Source organism: Phreatobacter aquiterrae, from assembly GCF_053471285.1.
Map to the genome: position 1 here is coordinate 138,089 of NZ_JBJPHW010000009.1, position 16,311 is coordinate 154,399.

General features: G+C 67.8%; 13 protein-coding genes and 1 pseudogene. 9 read left to right on the forward strand and 5 right to left on the reverse strand.

The window, feature by feature from the left end:
- Window positions 1-94 precede the first annotated feature (94 nt).
- A complete protein-coding gene (locus ACJ4V0_RS14890; RefSeq protein ID WP_448300377.1) occupies window positions 95-511 on the forward strand; it encodes a hypothetical protein in 417 nt (138 codons plus the stop codon).
- Between the two features lie 109 nt (window positions 512-620).
- Complete coding sequence (locus ACJ4V0_RS14895) at window positions 621-1,031, forward strand: GFA family protein (protein WP_448300378.1); 411 nt, start codon at window positions 621-623, stop codon at window positions 1,029-1,031.
- A gap of 326 nt (window positions 1,032-1,357) precedes the next feature.
- Here the strand turns inward: ACJ4V0_RS14895 and ACJ4V0_RS14900 are convergent, their stop codons facing one another.
- A complete protein-coding gene (locus tag ACJ4V0_RS14900) occupies window positions 1,358-3,034 on the reverse strand; it encodes an electron transfer flavoprotein-ubiquinone oxidoreductase (RefSeq protein WP_448300379.1) in 1,677 nt (558 codons plus the stop codon).
- Between the two features lie 244 nt (window positions 3,035-3,278).
- Here ACJ4V0_RS14900 and ACJ4V0_RS14905 point away from each other — a divergent pair, with 244 nt between their 5' ends.
- Together ACJ4V0_RS14905 and ACJ4V0_RS14910 are read left to right on the forward strand one after the other, a co-directional pair.
- Entirely contained in the window at window positions 3,279-3,905 is a 627-nt protein-coding gene (locus ACJ4V0_RS14905) for a transglutaminase-like cysteine peptidase (RefSeq protein ID WP_448300380.1), read from the forward strand.
- A gap of 90 nt (window positions 3,906-3,995) precedes the next feature.
- Window positions 3,996-4,838, forward strand: coding sequence for a uracil-DNA glycosylase (locus tag ACJ4V0_RS14910; RefSeq protein WP_448300426.1), 843 nt, complete (start codon window positions 3,996-3,998; stop codon window positions 4,836-4,838).
- A gap of 191 nt (window positions 4,839-5,029) precedes the next feature.
- On the opposite strand, the gene rnhB is transcribed toward ACJ4V0_RS14910, so the two are convergent.
- From rnhB to ACJ4V0_RS14925, 3 genes are all read right to left on the reverse strand, one after another.
- The gene (gene rnhB, locus ACJ4V0_RS14915) at window positions 5,030-5,653 is read right to left on the reverse strand and encodes a ribonuclease HII (RefSeq protein WP_448300381.1); all 624 of its coding nucleotides are present in this window, start codon (window positions 5,651-5,653) and stop codon (window positions 5,030-5,032) included.
- A 301-nt stretch (window positions 5,654-5,954) separates the two neighbouring features.
- Window positions 5,955-6,398, reverse strand: a complete 444-nt coding sequence (locus tag ACJ4V0_RS14920; protein WP_448300382.1) for a VOC family protein — start codon at window positions 6,396-6,398, stop codon at window positions 5,955-5,957.
- 49 nt (window positions 6,399-6,447) lie between these two features.
- Window positions 6,448-7,656 (reverse strand): PA0069 family radical SAM protein, encoded by a 1,209-nt coding sequence (locus tag ACJ4V0_RS14925; protein WP_448300383.1) that lies wholly within the window; start codon window positions 7,654-7,656, stop codon window positions 6,448-6,450.
- A 144-nt stretch (window positions 7,657-7,800) separates the two neighbouring features.
- Here ACJ4V0_RS14925 and ACJ4V0_RS14930 point away from each other — a divergent pair, with 144 nt between their 5' ends.
- The 5 genes and pseudogenes from ACJ4V0_RS14930 (at window position 7,801) to metH (ending at window position 14,267) form a co-directional block, all read left to right on the forward strand.
- The gene (locus ACJ4V0_RS14930) at window positions 7,801-8,841 is read left to right on the forward strand and encodes an ArsR/SmtB family transcription factor (RefSeq protein ID WP_448300427.1); all 1,041 of its coding nucleotides are present in this window, start codon (window positions 7,801-7,803) and stop codon (window positions 8,839-8,841) included.
- Window positions 8,841-9,755 (forward strand): methylenetetrahydrofolate reductase [NAD(P)H], encoded by a 915-nt coding sequence (gene metF / locus ACJ4V0_RS14935; RefSeq protein ID WP_448300384.1) that lies wholly within the window; start codon window positions 8,841-8,843, stop codon window positions 9,753-9,755. The genes ACJ4V0_RS14930 and metF overlap by 1 nt, the downstream gene beginning before the upstream one ends.
- A gap of 35 nt (window positions 9,756-9,790) precedes the next feature.
- Window positions 9,791-10,864, forward strand: a pseudogene (locus ACJ4V0_RS14940) (homocysteine S-methyltransferase family protein); the annotation flags it as partial.
- 8 nt (window positions 10,865-10,872) lie between these two features.
- Entirely contained in the window at window positions 10,873-11,559 is a 687-nt protein-coding gene (locus ACJ4V0_RS14945; RefSeq protein WP_448300385.1) for a class I SAM-dependent methyltransferase, read from the forward strand.
- Window positions 11,560-11,561: 2 nt separating this feature from the next.
- Entirely contained in the window at window positions 11,562-14,267 is a 2,706-nt protein-coding gene (gene metH, locus ACJ4V0_RS14950) for a methionine synthase (RefSeq protein ID WP_448300428.1), read from the forward strand.
- A gap of 42 nt (window positions 14,268-14,309) precedes the next feature.
- On the opposite strand, the gene ACJ4V0_RS14955 is transcribed toward metH, so the two are convergent.
- Window positions 14,310-16,286, reverse strand: coding sequence for a potassium transporter Kup (locus ACJ4V0_RS14955; RefSeq protein WP_448300386.1), 1,977 nt, complete (start codon window positions 16,284-16,286; stop codon window positions 14,310-14,312).
- Between the last annotated feature and the right edge of the window lie 25 nt (window positions 16,287-16,311).

Here is a 16,311-nt window from a genome sequence, read left to right on the forward strand (position 1 = left end):
GCTCCATCGAACGCCTGCCGGCCATCGCCGGACAGGGGTGCAGGCTGTAGTCTCCCGTCATGGATTCGCCGCAAGCCTCCGGGCAGGATGAGACATGACGACGCGCACAACCCTTCTCGCCCTGGCGGCCCTCATCGCCTTCCCCCTGGCCGCTGCAGCGCAGGCGCCCGCGCCGGGCCGCGGCGCCCCGCAGGGGGATCGCCTGAGGGGCGCCGACTTCGCCGGCTTCTGGGCGGCGCAGCCGGGTGGCCGCGCCGGCGTCGAGATCCGCGTGCAGGGCGCCCGCATCACCGCGCGCGAACTGTTCAACACCCGCGCTGCCGGGCGCTGCGGCACGGAAGGGCGCGGGCGGCTGACCGGCTTCACCTCGCGGCTCAATTTCCGGGGACGCTGCTCCGACGGCAGCCGCACCTCGGAGACCTGGTGCTCGGTGACGCTGGAGACGCGCGACCGCATCTCGTCGCGCTGCGGCAACGGCCATACGACGACGCTGCACCGGGTGAGGGGCTGAAGGCCCGCGACAACCGCCTTTCGCCCGATCTCGCCAGACACCCTGTCCCGGTCTAGCCTCTCGTCCGATGCGGGCCGTGGGGCCTTCGATCCTGGAGCAGGAGCAGGTCATGCTGACGGGCGGATGCTATTGCGGCGCGGTGCGCTACGAGGTCGATGGCGAGCCGATGTTCCGGGGCCAGTGCCATTGCCGGGAATGCCAGACGATCGCCGGCGGCGCCGAGAACTATTTCATGGCGGTGCCGGTGGAGGGCTATCGCTATGTGAAGGGCGAGCCGGCGCGCTACACCCGCCCCGATCTTGAGAATCCCGTGACGCGCGAGTTCTGCGCCACCTGCGGCACGCATCTGGCCACCCGCACGCCGCGGCGGAAGAACGCCGTCATCCTCAAGGTCGGCGGACTGGACGATCCGTCCGTCTATGGCGGGCCGCAGGTGGTCTTCTACACCTCCGAGGCGCAGCCGTTTCACCTCTTTCCCGAGGGCGTCCCGGCCTTCGAGAAGTTCCCGCCGCCGCGGTGAGGGCGGGGGCAGCGGCAGCCGGTCCACTATCGGTTGAAAGGTCGTGAAGGGCGGTGTCCTGCACAGAGCAACTGCGTCCTTCGAGGCTCGCTTCGCTCGCGCCTCAGGATGAGACGGGTGGTGATCGGCATTGATGTCGAATGAAGCTCTTCCGCCGCGCTCCAACTGACCGGGGTGCAATGCGTGACCTTCCTCATCCTGAGGCGCGAGCGAAGCGAGCCTCGAAGGACGCACTTCCCGGGTGCAGGGCAGCACGCTTCGCGTCTCGAAGACCCGCCGGTTCACGGCGCGCTCGCGACAAGGGCGCCCGCGGGCGCCCTCGCTCGTTACATCCCCGGATAGTTCGGCCCGCCGCCGCCCTCGGGCGTCACCCAGTTGATGTTCTGGGCGGGATCCTTGATGTCGCAGGTCTTGCAGTGGACGCAGTTCTGCGCGTTGATCACGAACTTCGGGTCGGTCTTCGCCTCGGGGTCGGCATAGACCACCTCATAGACGCCCGCCGGGCAGTAGAGCCGCGCCGGCTCGCCATATTTCGGCAGGTTCTCGCGGATCGGGATCGACGGATCCTTCAGCGTGAGGTGGACCGGCTGGTCCTCCTCGTGGTTGGTGTTCGAGATGAAGACGCTCGACAGCTTGTCGAAGGAGATGACGCCGTCGGGCTTGGGATAGACGATGGGCTTGACCTGATCGATCGGCTTCAGCGTGGCGAAATCCGCCTTGCCGTGCTTCAGCGTGCCGAAGGGCGAGACGCCGATCAGCGCGTTGATCCACATGTCGATGCCGCCGAGGACGACGCCGCCGATGGTGCCGAACTTCGACCACAGCGGCTTGACGTTGCGGACCGTCCACAGATCCTTGCCGATGGCGCTGGAGCGCCAGGCGGCCTCGTAGGAGGCGAGTTCGTCATGGGCGCGGCCGGCCTTCAGCGCCTCCGCGAGGTGCTCGGCCGCCAGCATGCCGGAATGGACCGCGTTGTGTGAGCCCTTGATGCGCGGCACGTTGACGAGGCCCGCCGCGCAGCCGATCAGCGCGCCGCCGGCAAAAGAGAGCTTCGGCACCGACTGCCAGCCGCCCTCGGTGATGGCGCGCGCGCCATAGGAGATGCGCTTGCCGCCCTCCAGCACCGGGCGGACCATGGGATGCTGCTTGAAGCGCTGGAACTCGTCGAAGGGGGAGAGCGTCGGGTTCTCGTAGTTCAGGTGAACCACGAAGCCGACGTAAACGAGGTTGTCCTCGGCGTGGTAGAGGAACGAGCCGCCGCCGGTCTTCATGTCGAGCGGCCAGCCGAAGGAATGCTGGACGAGGCCCGGCTTGTGGTTCTCCGGCCTGACCTGCCAGATTTCCTTCAGGCCGATGCCGTACTTGCCGGGCTCGCGCCCCTCGTCGAGCTTGAAGCGGCGGATGAGCTGCTTGGTCAGGTGGCCGCGGGCACCTTCCGCAAACAGCGTGTACTTGCCGCGCAGCTCCATGCCGCGGGTGAAGCGGTCGGTGATCTCGCCGTTGCGGTCGACGCCCATGTCGCCGGTGGCGATGCCCGTCACCGCGCCCTTGTCGTCGAACAGCACTTCGGCGGCGGCAAATCCCGGATAGATCTCGACGCCGAGCGCCTCGGCGCGCGCCGCCAGCCACTTGGTGACATTGCCCAGCGAACCGATGAAGTTGCCGTGGTTGTTCATCAGTTTCGGCATGCCGAAGTTCGGCAGCCTGAGCGCACCGGCGGGGCCGAGGAAATAGAAGCGGTCGTCGGTGACCTGCAGCTTCAGCGGGCGGTCCGGATCCTCGCGCCAGTCGGGGATCAGCCGGTCGAGGCCGGCGGGGTCGATCACCGCGCCGGAGAGGATGTGGGCGCCGACCTCGGAGCCCTTTTCCACCACGACGACGGTCAGGCTCTCGTCGAGCTGTTTGAGGCGGATAGCCGCCGACAGGCCGGCCGGGCCGGCGCCGACGATGACGACGTCATAGTCCATGCCCTCGCGCTCGGGCAGGTCCATCGCTTCGGCCATTGACATCCCTCGTCATCCGCGGGGCCGGGGCGCCCCATGCAACTTTGGTCGATTTCTAAAGCACGGCTTTCCGCCGATGACAACGCGCCGAGCGGCTGAGGCGTTGCATTCGCGCATCGGTCGTTAACCATTTGGTAACGTCCGTTAACGATGTCTTAACATCTCACTTGAGCCGCAATGATTAACAGGAGATTAATGACGCCGGGTCGCAGGGCAGTCATCGTTGGTTCAAGGGTTTCCCCCTATGCGTCGCTTTGCGTCCTGTTTGTTGTTCGTCGCTCTCGGCATTCTCGGCGTTTGCGAGGGTGCTTCCGCCCAGCAGGGCGTCCGCCGCGTCGCCGCCCTTGCGGCGGGGGCCGCCACCTCGGCGCCCATCGGCTGGGTTCAGTTCTGTGGCGAAAATCCGGCGGATTGCGCCCAGCGCTCGCCCGTCGCCCGCTCGGTGAACCTCACCTCGGCCGCCTTCGCCCAACTCGCCCGCGTCAATCTCCAGGTCAACCGGGAGATCGAGCAGGTGACCGACATGGACCATTTCGGCGTCGAGGAATACTGGACCTATCCGGTCAACGGCAAAGGCGACTGCGAGGATCTGGTGCTCGAGAAGAAGCGCCGCCTGATCGCCCTCGGCGTGCCGCGCGAGGCCATGCTGATCACCGTGGTGCGCGATCTCAACGGAGACGGCCACGCGATCCTCACCGTCGTCACCGACCGCGGCGACTATATCCTCGACAACTTTACCAACGAGGTGAAGCTCTGGCACGAGACCGGCTACCGCTTCATCAAGCGCCAGTCGCAGACCGACCCCAACCAGTGGGTCTCGCTGAACGGCGGCGCCGCCGGCCCGCAGCTGGTCGCCAATCCGCGCCGCTGAACCGCACGCATCCCATCGCCTCCCCGGCGTCGCAGCGGGTGGAGGCCTGAAGGCCGGAGCGGGTCGCAGCGCTCCGGCCTTTCGCATATGATGGTCGTCATGACCTATCCCCTGAGCCCTGAGGCCGTCGAGGCGCTGCTCGTCTTCTACCGCGATGCCGGCGTCGACATCGCCGTGGGCGAGGAGCCCGTCGACCGCTTCGCCGAGGCGGATGCGGCCCTCGCGCGCCGCCGCCTGCCGCCGGCCGGAGAGGATGACCGGTGCGAGCGGGTGCAGGCGCCGGCAACCGTCCGTCCGCAGCCGGTGAGCGCCGCGGGCGCGCCGCCGGCCCCGGAGTCGGCCGTGGCGGCGGCCCGCGAGGCGGCCCGCTCCGCCGCGAGCCTCGACGCGTTGCGCGCCATCGTGGAGAGCTTCGAGGGCTGCGCGCTGAAGGCCACCGCCTCGCGCACCGTGTTCGAGGACGGCGCGCGCGACGCCCGGGTGATGTTCGTCGGCGAGGCGCCGGGACGCGAGGAGGACCTCGAGGGCAAGCCCTTCGTCGGCCGGTCCGGGCAACTGCTCGACCGGATGCTGGCCGCGGTCGGCCTCGACCGGAAGACCAATGCCTATATCGCCAACATTCTGCCGTGGCGGCCGCCGGGCAACCGCACGCCGACGCCGCAGGAGATCGCCATCTGCGAGCCCTTCATCCGGCGGCAGATCGAGCTGAAGGCGCCCGATCTGCTGGTCTGTGTCGGCGCGCCATCGACCGAGACGCTGCTCGGCCTCAAGGGCATCATGAAGGCGCGCGGCCGGCTGGTGGGCTTCGAGACCGGCGGGCGCACGATCCAGGCCATCGCCACCCTGCACCCGGCCTATCTGCTGCGCAGCCCCATCGCCAAGCGGCACGCCTGGCGCGACATGCTGACGATCCGCAGGACGCTGGGGCTGTAGGGAGCCTTCCGAACGCGCACCCCTCCGCGTCACGCGCGGGCTTGTCCCGGGCATCGACGGCTTCTTGCTGCCGTCGTGCTCAAGCCCTGGTTGGCCGGGACAAGCCCGGCCATGACGCGCTGGAGGAGGTCTGCTTCTTGTCGCGCGCACGTCCCCGATACGCCGCGCGCCGATCATCGGCTGCGTGAGGTTCAGCCTCGATACGACTTGAGTACGCCGAAGCTCATGCGGTGATGCTCGCACGGGCCTTTGACGGCGATGGCCTCGCGGTGCGCCTTCGTCCCGTAACCCTTGTGGATCGCGAAGCCGTAGCCCGGATGGGCGAAGTCGACATGGCGCATCAGCCGGTCGCGATGGACCTTGGCGAGGACCGAGGCGGCGGCGATCGAGAGCACCAGCGCGTCGCCGTCGACGATGGCCTCGCCGGTGATGCCGAGCGGCAGGGGCGGCACGTCGCGCCCATCGACGAGCACGTGCCGGGCGGGAAGAGAGAGGGCTGCGACCGCCCTCGACATGGCGTGCAGCGTCGCCTTGCGGATGTCCGTCGCGTCGATCCGGATGGCTGAGGCGGAGGCGATGGCGCAGGCGAGGGCACTCGCCGAGATAGCATCGTAGAGAGACTCGCGGCTGGCCTCGTCCAGCATCTTGGAATCGGCGAGGCCCGCGGGAACCGCCCTTGGGTCGAGGATGACCGCGGCGGCGACGACCGGGCCGGCGAGCGGCCCGCGGCCGGCCTCGTCGACCCCGGCGACCGGGGTGAAGCCCTGCGCGATGGCGCGGGCTTCGACGGCGAAGGTGGGAATCGGCTGGGCCATGCCGCTGTCTCGCCGAAACGCGCTGCACGGGCAAGGGATGGTATCGGGATGGCAGGTGGCGGGCCTTTTGTTCCGATTCAAGTGAGGGATGAAATGGCGAGCAGGATCAGTGACTTGTGCTTGACGGCTTAGGGCCTGATTCCGCCGGTCGACAATCCGATTCAACGCCTTCATGTGCCGATTCAAGGCGGGCGCCGTGGCGCCGCCCCCGCGACTTCCGCTCCCCACCCCTTCGCCACCCGTGACCGCGGCCCGCCCGGACCACGGCCGGGCCGAGACCCCCGCCCGCTGTCGGGGCCATCTACATCGGCAGGTCGATCGATCCATCCTCGCGCAGCGGGAAGAAGGGGTTCCAGGCCAGTTCGATGGGGTGGCCGTCGGGGTCGGCGACATAGCCGGAATAGCCGCCCCAGAAGACATCCTGTGGAGGCTTGAGTGCCGTGGCGCCGGCCGCGAGCGCGTCGGCGAAGGCGGTGTCGACGGCCGCCTTCGACGGAAGGTTGCGGGCGAGCGTGATGCCGCCGAACGGCCCCCGCGGTGTGTCGCCGAGTTGGGCATCCTCAGCCAGCGCCGCCCGGCCGAAGAGGGCGAGCACCACGCCGCCGGCGCGGAAGAAGCTGACGCTTGTCTGGCTCTGCGAGCGCGACAGGGCGAAGCCGAGCGCCTGATAGAACCGGGTGGCGCGGGGAAGGTCGGCGACGCCGAGCGTGACGAGGGCAATGGCGGCAGGGTGGGTCGCGGTCATGGGATCTCCTGTGAGGGTGGCCCGCGGCCGCCACCCAAGATGCCGTTTCCTAGAACAGGCTCAGCTGCTCGGCGGCGGCGCCCTTGCGCGCCGGCGGGGTGAAGTGCCGCGTCTCCAGTCGCAGCGTCCGCTTGTTGAAGCCGAGGCGTTCGCGCGCCACCTCGAACCGGCGGCCGATCATCCAGGCGAAGGGGCCGGTGCCCTTCTGCCTGAGGTGGAAGGTCGCGTCATAGTCCTTGCCGCCGCGGGTCTGCTGGACGAGCGAGAGGACGTGCCGGGCAGCGTCCGGCCGGTTCGCCACCAGCCATTCGCGGAACAGGTCGCGGATCTCGTGCGGCAGGCGGAGCAGCACATAGCCCGCCTCCCGCGCCCCCATGTGCCAGGCCGCGTCGAGGATGCGTTCGATCTCGGCATCGTTCACCGCGGGGATGATCGGGGCCACCAGAACGGCGGCTGGAATGCCGGCTGCCGAGAGGAGCCGGATCGCCTCAAGCCGCTTCGTCGGGGTGGAGGCGCGCGGCTCGAGCGACCGCGCCAGCTTGCGGTCGAGGGTGGTCACCGACAGCGCCACCTTGGCGAGGCCTTTCGCCGCCATGCGGGAGAGGATGTCGATGTCGCGGGTGACCAAGTGGTTCTTGGTGACGATGCCGACGGGATGGTTCGCCGCCTCCAGCACCTCCAGGATGCGCCGCGTCAGCATCCACTGCTTCTCGATCGGCTGGTAGGGGTCGGTATTGGTGCCGAGCGCGATGGTGCGCGGCAGGTAGCCGGGCGCGGCGAGTTCCTTTTCGAGCAACTCCGGCGCATTGGGCTTGGCGAACAGGCGCGTCTCGAAGTCGAGGCCGGGCGACAGCCCCATATAGGCGTGGGTCGGGCGGGCGAAGCAGTAGGCGCAGCCGTGCTCGCAGCCGCGATAGGGGTTGATGGAGCGATCGAAGGAGAGATCCGGCGAGTCGTTGCGGGTGATGATCCGCTTGGCCTTTTCCTCCGTCACCGTGGTGGCGAGCGGCGGCAACTCCTCCAGCGAGCCCCAGCCGTCGTCAACCGCCTCGCGGATCTCGGTCTCATACCGGCCCGAGGCGTTGGTGAGCGTGCCGCGGCCGCGCCGCCGCTCGTCCCCGACGCCGGGACCGGAGGAAAAGTCCAGCGCCCGGGCCGTCCGTGTGGCGAAGATCCGCGCTGCGGCCGCCTCCAGTCCGCCGGCGTTCAGCCGGTCGGCGAGATCGTCGATGGGCTTGGTGGCGAGGGAACGGGGCATGCTAGGCAAAATAGCTCAAGGGAGCGTTACGGTCAAGAACAAAAAGAGAACATCTGGCTTTGTCGCAGGAGGCCGAACCTGCCCCTTGCCTTGGGCGCCGAACGGGCATAAAGATATCTTTATATGTGAGTGGGGCCTGTGACGATCTCCTTCGCCAAACCTTCGAGGACGCCTCTGGCGGCCTATGCCTTCGACGACGCGGTCGCTGTGCTGCGCGCCGTCGGGGAGCCGACGCGCCTGCGTCTGCTGGCGCTGCTGGCCGAGGCCGAACTGACCGTCACCGACATGGTCGATATTCTCGGCCAATCGCAGCCGCGAATCTCCCGCCACCTGAAACTGCTGCTGGAGGCCGGCCTCGTCGAGCGGGTCAAGGAGGGCTCCTGGGCCTTTTTCCGGGCCGCCGGGGAGGGCGCCGGATCCCGCACGGTCGGGGCTCTCGTGGCGCTCGTCGACCCGACCGACGCCATCCTCGCCAGCGACCGCGAGCGGCTCGCCGAGGTGCGCGCCAAGCGCTCGGCGGAAGCGCAGGCCTTCTTCCGCCGCCACGCCGCCGACTGGGACCGCCTGCGCGCCCTCCACGTTCCCGAGGAGCGGGTGGAGAAGGCTGTCCGGGATGCGCTGTCCGGCGCGCCGCTGCGGTCGCTGCTCGACCTTGGCACCGGCACGGGGCGCATGCTGGAGCTCTTTGCCCCCGAGATCGACCGCGGCCTCGGCATCGACGCCAGCCCCGAGATGCTGACGCTGGCCCGCGCCGCCCTCGATCGCGCCGGCATCCGCCACTGTTCGGTGCGCACCGGCGACATCTACTCGCTGGCTCTGCCGCGCGATGCCTATGACGCCGTGATCATCCACCAGGTCCTGCATTTTCTCGACGACGGCGCCCGCGCCATCCGCGAGGCCGCAAGGGTGCTGCGTCCCGGTGGCCGGCTGGTCGTCGTCGACTTCGCGCCGCACGAGCAGGAATTCCTGCGCGAGGCGCAGGCCCACCGCCGTCTCGGCTTCTCGCGCGACATCGTCGAGGGCTGGATGGCCGCCGCCGGGCTGACCCCCGTCCGCTTCCAGAACCTCGCGCCGGAGACGTCCGGCGGCGACAAGCTCACCGTTTCCATCTGGGTCGGCCGCGACCCGCGCATCATCACCGACGCCCCGGCCCTGCCGGCGGCAGAAGCCATCGAGGTCGCCTGATGTCCTCCGCCTACAAGCCCAGCCGCTACGTTTCGCGCTCGCGCCTCAAGGTCTCGTTCGAGTTCTTCCCGCCGAAGACCGACGAGATGGAGGCGACGCTGTGGGACTCGATCGAGCGCCTCGCGCCGCTCGAGCCCTCCTTCGTCTCGGTGACCTATGGGGCCGGCGGCTCCACCCGAGAGCGGACCCATGCCACAGTCGCCCGCATCATCAAGGAAACCGCCCTGAAGCCTGCGGCGCATCTGACCTGCGTCGCCGCCACCAGGGACCAGGTCAACGAGGTCATCCGCGACTACTGGTCTGCGGGCGTGCGCCACATCGTGGCGCTGCGCGGCGACCCGGTCGGCGGCGTCGGTACGCGTTACGAAGGTCATCCCGGTGGCTATGAGGGATCGCCCGAGCTCGTCGCCGGCATCAAGGCGATCGCCGATTTCGAGGTCTCCGTCTCGGCCTATCCCGAGCGGCATCCCGAGAGCCCCTCGCTCGACACCGACATCGACATGCTGAAGCGCAAGGTGGATGCCGGGGCGACGCGCGCCATCACCCAGTTCTTCTTCGACAACGACGTGTACCTGCGCTACCTCGACCGCGTCCGCGCGGCGGGCATCACCATCCCGATCGTGCCGGGCATCGTGCCGGTGCAGAACTTCAAGCAGACGGCGGGCTTTGCGGCGCGGACCGGCGCCAGCGTTCCGGACTGGCTCGCCCGCCGCTTCGAAGGGCTGGAGAACGACCCGGCGACGCGCAAGCTGATCGCCGCGGCGGTGGCGGCGGAACAGGCGCTCGATCTCGTCGACCGCGGCGTCACCGAGTTCCACTTCTACACGATGAACCGCGCCGATCTCGTCTATGCGGTCTGCCACCTGCTCGGCATGCGGCCGAAGGATGCGGTCGCCAGCGCGGTTGCTGCCTGAACCTTTCAGCCTTTCCTCCGTCAGGAGAACGTCCGATGAGCCAGTTCCCACACCGCCACGCCGATGGCGCCGATGTCCTCGCCGCGCTGACCAAGGCCGCCAAGGAGCGCATCCTGGTGCTCGACGGCGCCATGGGCACCATGATCCAGCGCTACAAGTTCTCGGAGGCTGATTTCCGCGGCGACCGCTTCGCGAACTGGAGCCATGACCTGAAGGGCAATAACGACCTTCTGATCCTCACCCGTCCCGACGTGGTGGAGGCGATCCATCTCGAATATTTCGAGGCCGGCTCCGACATGGTCGAGACCAACACCTTCTCGTCCACCTCCATCGCCCAGGCCGACTACGGCATGGAGGAACTCGCCTACGAGCTCAACTACGAGGGCGCGCGCCTGGCCAAGAACGCCGCCAGGACGGCCGAGGCGAAGGACGGCCGCCGCCGCTTCGTCGCCGGCGCCTTCGGCCCGACCAACCGCACCGCCTCCATTTCCCCTGACGTCAACAATCCGGGCTTCCGGGCGATCACCTTCGACCAGTTGCGCGAGGCCTATACCGAGGAGGCGCGCGGCCTCATCGACGGCGGCGCCGACGTCATGCTGGTGGAGACGATCTTCGACACGCTCAACGCCAAGGCGGCGCTGGTAGCGATCGAGGAGGTCTTCGAGGAGCGCAAGGTTCGCCTGCCGGTGATGATCTCCGGCACGATCACCGACCTCTCGGGCCGCACGCTGTCGGGCCAGACGCCGGAGGCCTTCTGGTATTCGGTGATGCACGCCCGGCCCTTCTCGATCGGGCTCAACTGCGCGCTCGGCGCCAAGGAGATGCGCGGCCATATCGCCGCCATCGCCAAGGTGGCAGACACCTTCGTCTGCGCCTATCCGAACGCCGGCCTGCCCAACGAGTTCGGCCTCTACGACGAGAGTCCCGAGGCCATGGCGGCCATGGTCGGGGAATTCGCCACCAGCGGCCTCGTCAACATCGTCGGCGGCTGCTGCGGCTCGACCCCGGATCATATCGCCGCCATCGCCAGGGCGGTGAAGGGCGTGACGCCGCGCGCCATCCCCGCGATCGAGACCAAGCTGAGGTTGTCCGGCCTCGAAGCCTTCGAGTTCGCAGCGTGAACAACCAGTTCTTCGACGATCCGGAAAAGGTCGCGGCCTACGAGCAGGGCCCGCGCTGGTTCGTGCCCGCCTACGAGGCGAGCCACGACATGGCGGCCGTCCTGCTGCAGGAGTTCGTGCCGGATACCGGGCACATCCTTGTGGTCGGAGCCGGGGGCGGTATCGAACTGGCGGCGCTGGCCAAGGCCGGTGCGCAATGGCGCTTCACCGGCGTCGATCCCGCCGAGCCGATGCTCGCCATGGCCCGTGGCCGGCTTTCCGGCCTCGGCATGCTCGATCGGGTCGATCTCATCCAGGGCTTCGCATCGGATGCGCCGGCAGGACCTTTCGATGCGGCAACCTGTTTCCTGACGCTGCATTTCGTGCCGGACGACGGCGCGCGCCTCGCCACGCTCCGCGACATCCACCAGCGGCTGAAGCCCGGCGCGCCGTTTTTGCTGATCAACGGCTGTCTCGACAAGACGGCGGCGCGGTTCGGCCGTGACATGGCGCGCTACAGCGCCTTCGCGCGGTTCAAGGGTGCGCCGGCCGAGATGACCGTCATGGCCGCGACCACCGTCGCGGAACAGGTCCACCTTCTTCCCGCGGCTCGCGACGAGGCGCTCCTCGCCGAAGCCGGGTTCCATTCCGTCGAGCCGTTCTACCGGGGCCTCTGGGTCCACGGTTGGCTCGCTCACGCCTGAAAGTGTCTCTGATGACCACCCCCGTCGCCTCCTTCATCAATATCGGCGAGCGAACGAACGTCACCGGTTCGGCGAAGTTCAGGAAGCTGATCACCAACGGCGACTACTCCGCCGCCCTCGACGTCGCCCGCGAGCAGGTCGAGAACGGCGCGCAGGTGCTGGACGTCAACATGGACGAGGGCCTGCTCGATTCCGAGAAGGCCATGGTGACCTTCCTCAACCTGATGGCGGCCGAGCCGGACATCGCCCGCGTGCCGGTGATGGTCGACAGCTCCAAGTGGGAGGTGATCGAGGCCGGCCTGAAATGCGTGCAGGGCAAGGCCATCGTCAACTCGATCTCCATGAAGGAGGGCGAGGAGAAGTTCATCGAGCAGGCGAGGAAGGTCCGCCGCTACGGCGCCGCCGTGGTCGTCATGGCCTTCGACGAGGTCGGCCAGGCCGACACCTTCGCCCGCAAGACCGAGATCTGCGCCCGCGCCTACAAGATCCTGACCGAGAAGGTCGGCTTCCCGCCCGAGGACATCATCTTCGACCCCAACGTCTTCGCGGTCGCGACAGGCATCGACGAGCACAACAACTACGGCGTCGACTTCATCGAGGCGACGAAATGGATCCGGCAGAACCTGCCGCACGCCCATGTCTCCGGCGGCGTGTCGAACCTGTCCTTCGCCTTCCGGGGCAACGAGCCGGTGCGCGCCGCCATGCATTCGGTCTTCCTCTACCATGCCATCAAGGTCGGCATGGACATGGGCATCGTGAATGCCGGCGCGCTGCCGGTCTATGACCAGATCGATCCCGAACTGCGCGAACTCTGCGAGGACGTCATCCTCAACCGCCGCCCGGATTCGACCGAGCGGATGGTGGATGCGGCGGCCCGCTTCAAGGGCGATGGCGTCGCCCAGCAGGACAACAAGAAGGACATGTCCTGGCGTGAGAAGCCGGTCGGCGAGCGCCTGACCCATTCCCTCGTCCACGGCATCACCGAGTTCATCGAGCAGGACACCGAGGAGGCGCGCCAGCAGGCGGTGCGTCCGCTGCATGTCATCGAAGGTCCGCTGATGGACGGCATGAACCATGTCGGCGACCTGTTCGGCGCCGGCAAGATGTTCCTGCCGCAGGTGGTGAAGTCGGCCCGCGTGATGAAGCAGGCGGTGGCCTATCTCCAGCCCTTCCTCGAGCAGGAAAAGCGCGACATGGGCCTCGTGGACAAGCCGGCCGCCGGCAAGATCCTGATGGCGACGGTGAAGGGCGATGTCCATGACATCGGCAAGAACATCGTCGGCGTCGTGCTCCAGTGCAACAATTACGAGGTCATCGATCTCGGCGTGATGGTGTCGGCGCAGCGCATCCTCGACGAGGCGCGCAAGCATGAGGTCGACATCATCGGCCTGTCGGGCCTCATCACCCCCTCGCTGGACGAGATGGTGCATGTCGCCTCCGAGATGGAGCGCGAGGGCTTCTCCGTGCCGCTGCTGATCGGCGGCGCCACCACCTCGCGCGTCCACACCGCGGTGAAGATCCATCCGAACTACAGCCGCGGCCAGACGGTCTATGTGCTCGATGCCTCGCGCGCCGTGGGCGTCGCCTCGGCGCTGCTCTCCGAGGAGCAGAAGCCGGCCTATGTCGCCGACATCAAGGCCGATTACGCCAAGATCGCCGAGGCGCACCTGCGCGGCGAGCAGAACAAGCTGCGCATGAAGCTGGCCGATGCCCGCGCCAACAGCCTGAAACTCGACTGGGCCGGCTATACGCCGCCGAAGCCCGGCTTCATCGGCGCCCGCGTCTTCGAGGACTTCGACCTTGCCGATCTCGTCAGCGCCATCGACTGGACGCCGTTTTTCCAGACCTGGGAGTTGAAGGGGCGCTACCCCGCCATCCTCGACGACGACAAGTACGGCGAAGCCGCGCGCAACCTGTTCAAGGACGCGCAGGTGATGCTGCAGCGGATCGTCGGGGAGAAATGGCTGACCGCGAAGGCCGTGGTGGGCTTCTGGCCGGCCAACGCCGTCGGCGACGACATCGCGCTCTATGCCGACGAGGAGCGCACCCAGGAGATCGGCCGGCTGCATACGCTGCGCCAGCAGATCTCCCGCCGCGAGGGCCGCGACCGCGCCCATATCGCGCTGTCGGACTATATCGCCCCGACCGGCACCAAGCCGGACTGGATCGGCGGCTTCGTCGTCACCGCCGGTATCGGCGAGGAGGCGCTGTCGAAGCGCTTCGAGGCGGCCAAGGACGACTATTCCTCGATCCTCGCAAAGGCGCTGGCCGACAGGCTGGCCGAGGCCTTCGCCGAGCGCATGCACCAGATCGTGCGCAAGCAGCTCTGGGGCTATGCGCCCGACGAGACGACCTCGAACGAGGAACTGATCCTCGAACAGTATCGCGGCATCCGTCCGGCCCCGGGCTATCCTGCCCAGCCCGACCATACCGAGAAGGATACGCTGTTCCGCCTGCTCGACGCCGAGCATGCGATCGGCGTGAAGCTCACCGAGAGCCGCGCCATGTGGCCGGGCTCCTCGGTCTCAGGCCTCTACTTCGCCCATCCGGACAGCGCCTATTTCGGCGTCGGCAAGGTCGAGCGCGACCAGGTGGAGGACTATGCCCGGCGCAAGGGCTGGACGGTGGAGGAGGCCGAGCGCTGGCTCGCGCCGGTACTCAACTACGATGCGGCGCTGCTGCGCACCATGAGCGAGGCGGCGGAATAGCCATCGGGCGCTGACGCCTGCCGCAGGCGGCGCGGGCGCAGGTCAGATGGTGACCTGCGTGCCGACCTCCACGACGCGGCCGGTCGGCAGGTGGAAATAGTCCGAGGCCGAGTTGGCGTTCACCGCCATGCCGATGAAGATGTAGTCCTGCCATAGCGGCATGCCGAGCTTGCCGGAGGCCTTGAGGTGCCGGCGCGACAGGAAGAACGAGGTCGACATCATGTCGAACTTCAGCCCGTACTTCTTGCAGGCGATGAGCGCCTTCGGGACGTGCGGCGTCTCCATGTAGCCGAAGCGCACGGTGAGCCGCGAGAAGCGGTCGTTGATCTTCTCGAAGCTGACGCGCTCGCCGTCGGGCAGCCGCGGCGTGTCGACGCTCTTCACCGCGAGGAAGACGTTGTGCTCGTGCAGCACCTTGTTGTGCTTGAGGTTGTGCAGGAGCGAGGCCGGCGCATAGGCCTGGTCCGAGGTCAGGAACACCGCCGTGCCCGTGACCTGATGCGGCGGGCGCTTGTCGAAGCTCTTCAGAAGATCGGCCAGCGGCACCTCGATCCGGCGGGTCTTGTCGGCGAGGATCGCGGAGCCCTTCCGCCAGGTCATCATGAGGAACATGATGACCGCGCCGATGACCAGCGGCACCCAGCCGCCGTCGACCAGCTTCAGGAGATTCGCACCGAAGAAAATAAGGTGGATGAGGATCAGCGGCGCCATGACGGCGAGCGCAAGAACGATGTTCCATTTCCACAGGCGGCGCACCACGAACCAGGCCAGCACGGCCGTGATGAACATGGTCGCGGTGACCGCGATGCCATAGGCCGAGGCGAGGCTGGAGGAGTTCTTGAACATCAGCACCAGCACCAGGACGCTGATGAGCAGGCCCCAGTTCACGGCCGGCATGTAGATCTGGCCGGAATGCTCCTCGGAGGTGTGGCGGATGGCCATGCGCGGCAGGAGGCCAAGCTGGATCGCCTGACGCGACAGCGAGAAGGCCCCCGTGATCACCGCCTGGCTGGCAATGATGGTGGCCATTGTCGCGAGAACCACCATCGGCAGCAGCGCCCAGGAGGGGGCCAGCAGATAGAACGGGTTGGCGAGCTTCGAGGGATCGGCGAGCACCATGGCGCCCTGGCCGAGATAGTTCAGCGTCAGGGCGGGAAAGACGAGGCAGAACCAGGCCCACTGGATCGGCTTGCGGCCGAAATGACCCATGTCCGTGTAGAGCGCCTCGCCGCCGGTAACGGCCAGGAACACCGCGCCGAGCGCAAGCAGGCCGATGGTGCCGTTATTGGCGAGGAAGACGAGACCGTAATAGGGATTGAAGGCATGGAACACGCCGAGGTCGTCGGCGATATGGATGCCGCCGATCAGCGCCATTGCCAGGAACCAGACGATGCAGATCGGACCGAAATAACGGGCGACGCTGGCCGTGCCATGGCTCTGCACGGCAAAGAGCCCGACGATGATGACCACGGTCAACGGCAGGATGTAGGGCTCGAAGACCGGCGTCACCAGCTTCAGGCCCTCAAGCGCGGACAGCACGGAGATCGCCGGCGTGATGGCCGCGTCGCCGTAGAACAGCGCGGCTCCCGCCATGCCGAGCAGGCCTACCAGATAGCTCGGCTTGCCGAGCGCGCGCTGGGCCAGCGCCAGCAGCGTCAGGATGCCGCCTTCCCCCTTGTCGTCGGCGCGCAGCAGCAGGAGGACATACTTGCCGGTGATGATGAGGATCAGCGACCACAGGATCAGCGAGAGCACGCCGAGGACGATGTCGCGGCTGGGCGCGCCTGTGGCGCCATGGCCTGTGGCCGCCACAACGGCTTCACGGAAGGCGTAGAGCGGGCTTGTACCGATGTCGCCGTAGACGACGCCGACGGACCCGACGAACAGTCCCCAGAAGCTCGCCTGCGAGTGACCGTGGCCTGACTCGCCGAGGGCGGCCCGCGGGGCGCCGCCATCGGCTGCGGCCGCTCCTTCGACATCGGACGGGTTCGGAGAACCGGCCGCCGTATCATGTGCCATCGGATGGGAACCTTTAGGACGGTCG

Coding starts and splice junctions, on each gene's coding strand:
- ACJ4V0_RS14910 (WP_448300426.1), top strand. CDS start 3,996: ATGGTCGTCATGACCTATCCCCTGAGCCCTGAGGCCGTCGAGGCGCTG.
- ACJ4V0_RS14900 (WP_448300379.1), bottom strand. CDS start 3,034: ATGGCCGAAGCGATGGACCTGCCCGAGCGCGAGGGCATGGACTATGAC.
- ACJ4V0_RS14905 (WP_448300380.1), top strand. CDS start 3,279: ATGCGTCGCTTTGCGTCCTGTTTGTTGTTCGTCGCTCTCGGCATTCTC.
- rnhB (WP_448300381.1), bottom strand. CDS start 5,653: ATGGCCCAGCCGATTCCCACCTTCGCCGTCGAAGCCCGCGCCATCGCG.
- ACJ4V0_RS14920 (WP_448300382.1), bottom strand. CDS start 6,398: ATGACCGCGACCCACCCTGCCGCCATTGCCCTCGTCACGCTCGGCGTC.
- ACJ4V0_RS14890 (WP_448300377.1), top strand. CDS start 95: ATGACGACGCGCACAACCCTTCTCGCCCTGGCGGCCCTCATCGCCTTC.
- metF (WP_448300384.1), top strand. CDS start 8,841: ATGTCCTCCGCCTACAAGCCCAGCCGCTACGTTTCGCGCTCGCGCCTC.
- ACJ4V0_RS14955 (WP_448300386.1), bottom strand. CDS start 16,286: ATGGCACATGATACGGCGGCCGGTTCTCCGAACCCGTCCGATGTCGAA.
- ACJ4V0_RS14925 (WP_448300383.1), bottom strand. CDS start 7,656: ATGCCCCGTTCCCTCGCCACCAAGCCCATCGACGATCTCGCCGACCGG.
- ACJ4V0_RS14895 (WP_448300378.1), top strand. CDS start 621: ATGCTGACGGGCGGATGCTATTGCGGCGCGGTGCGCTACGAGGTCGAT.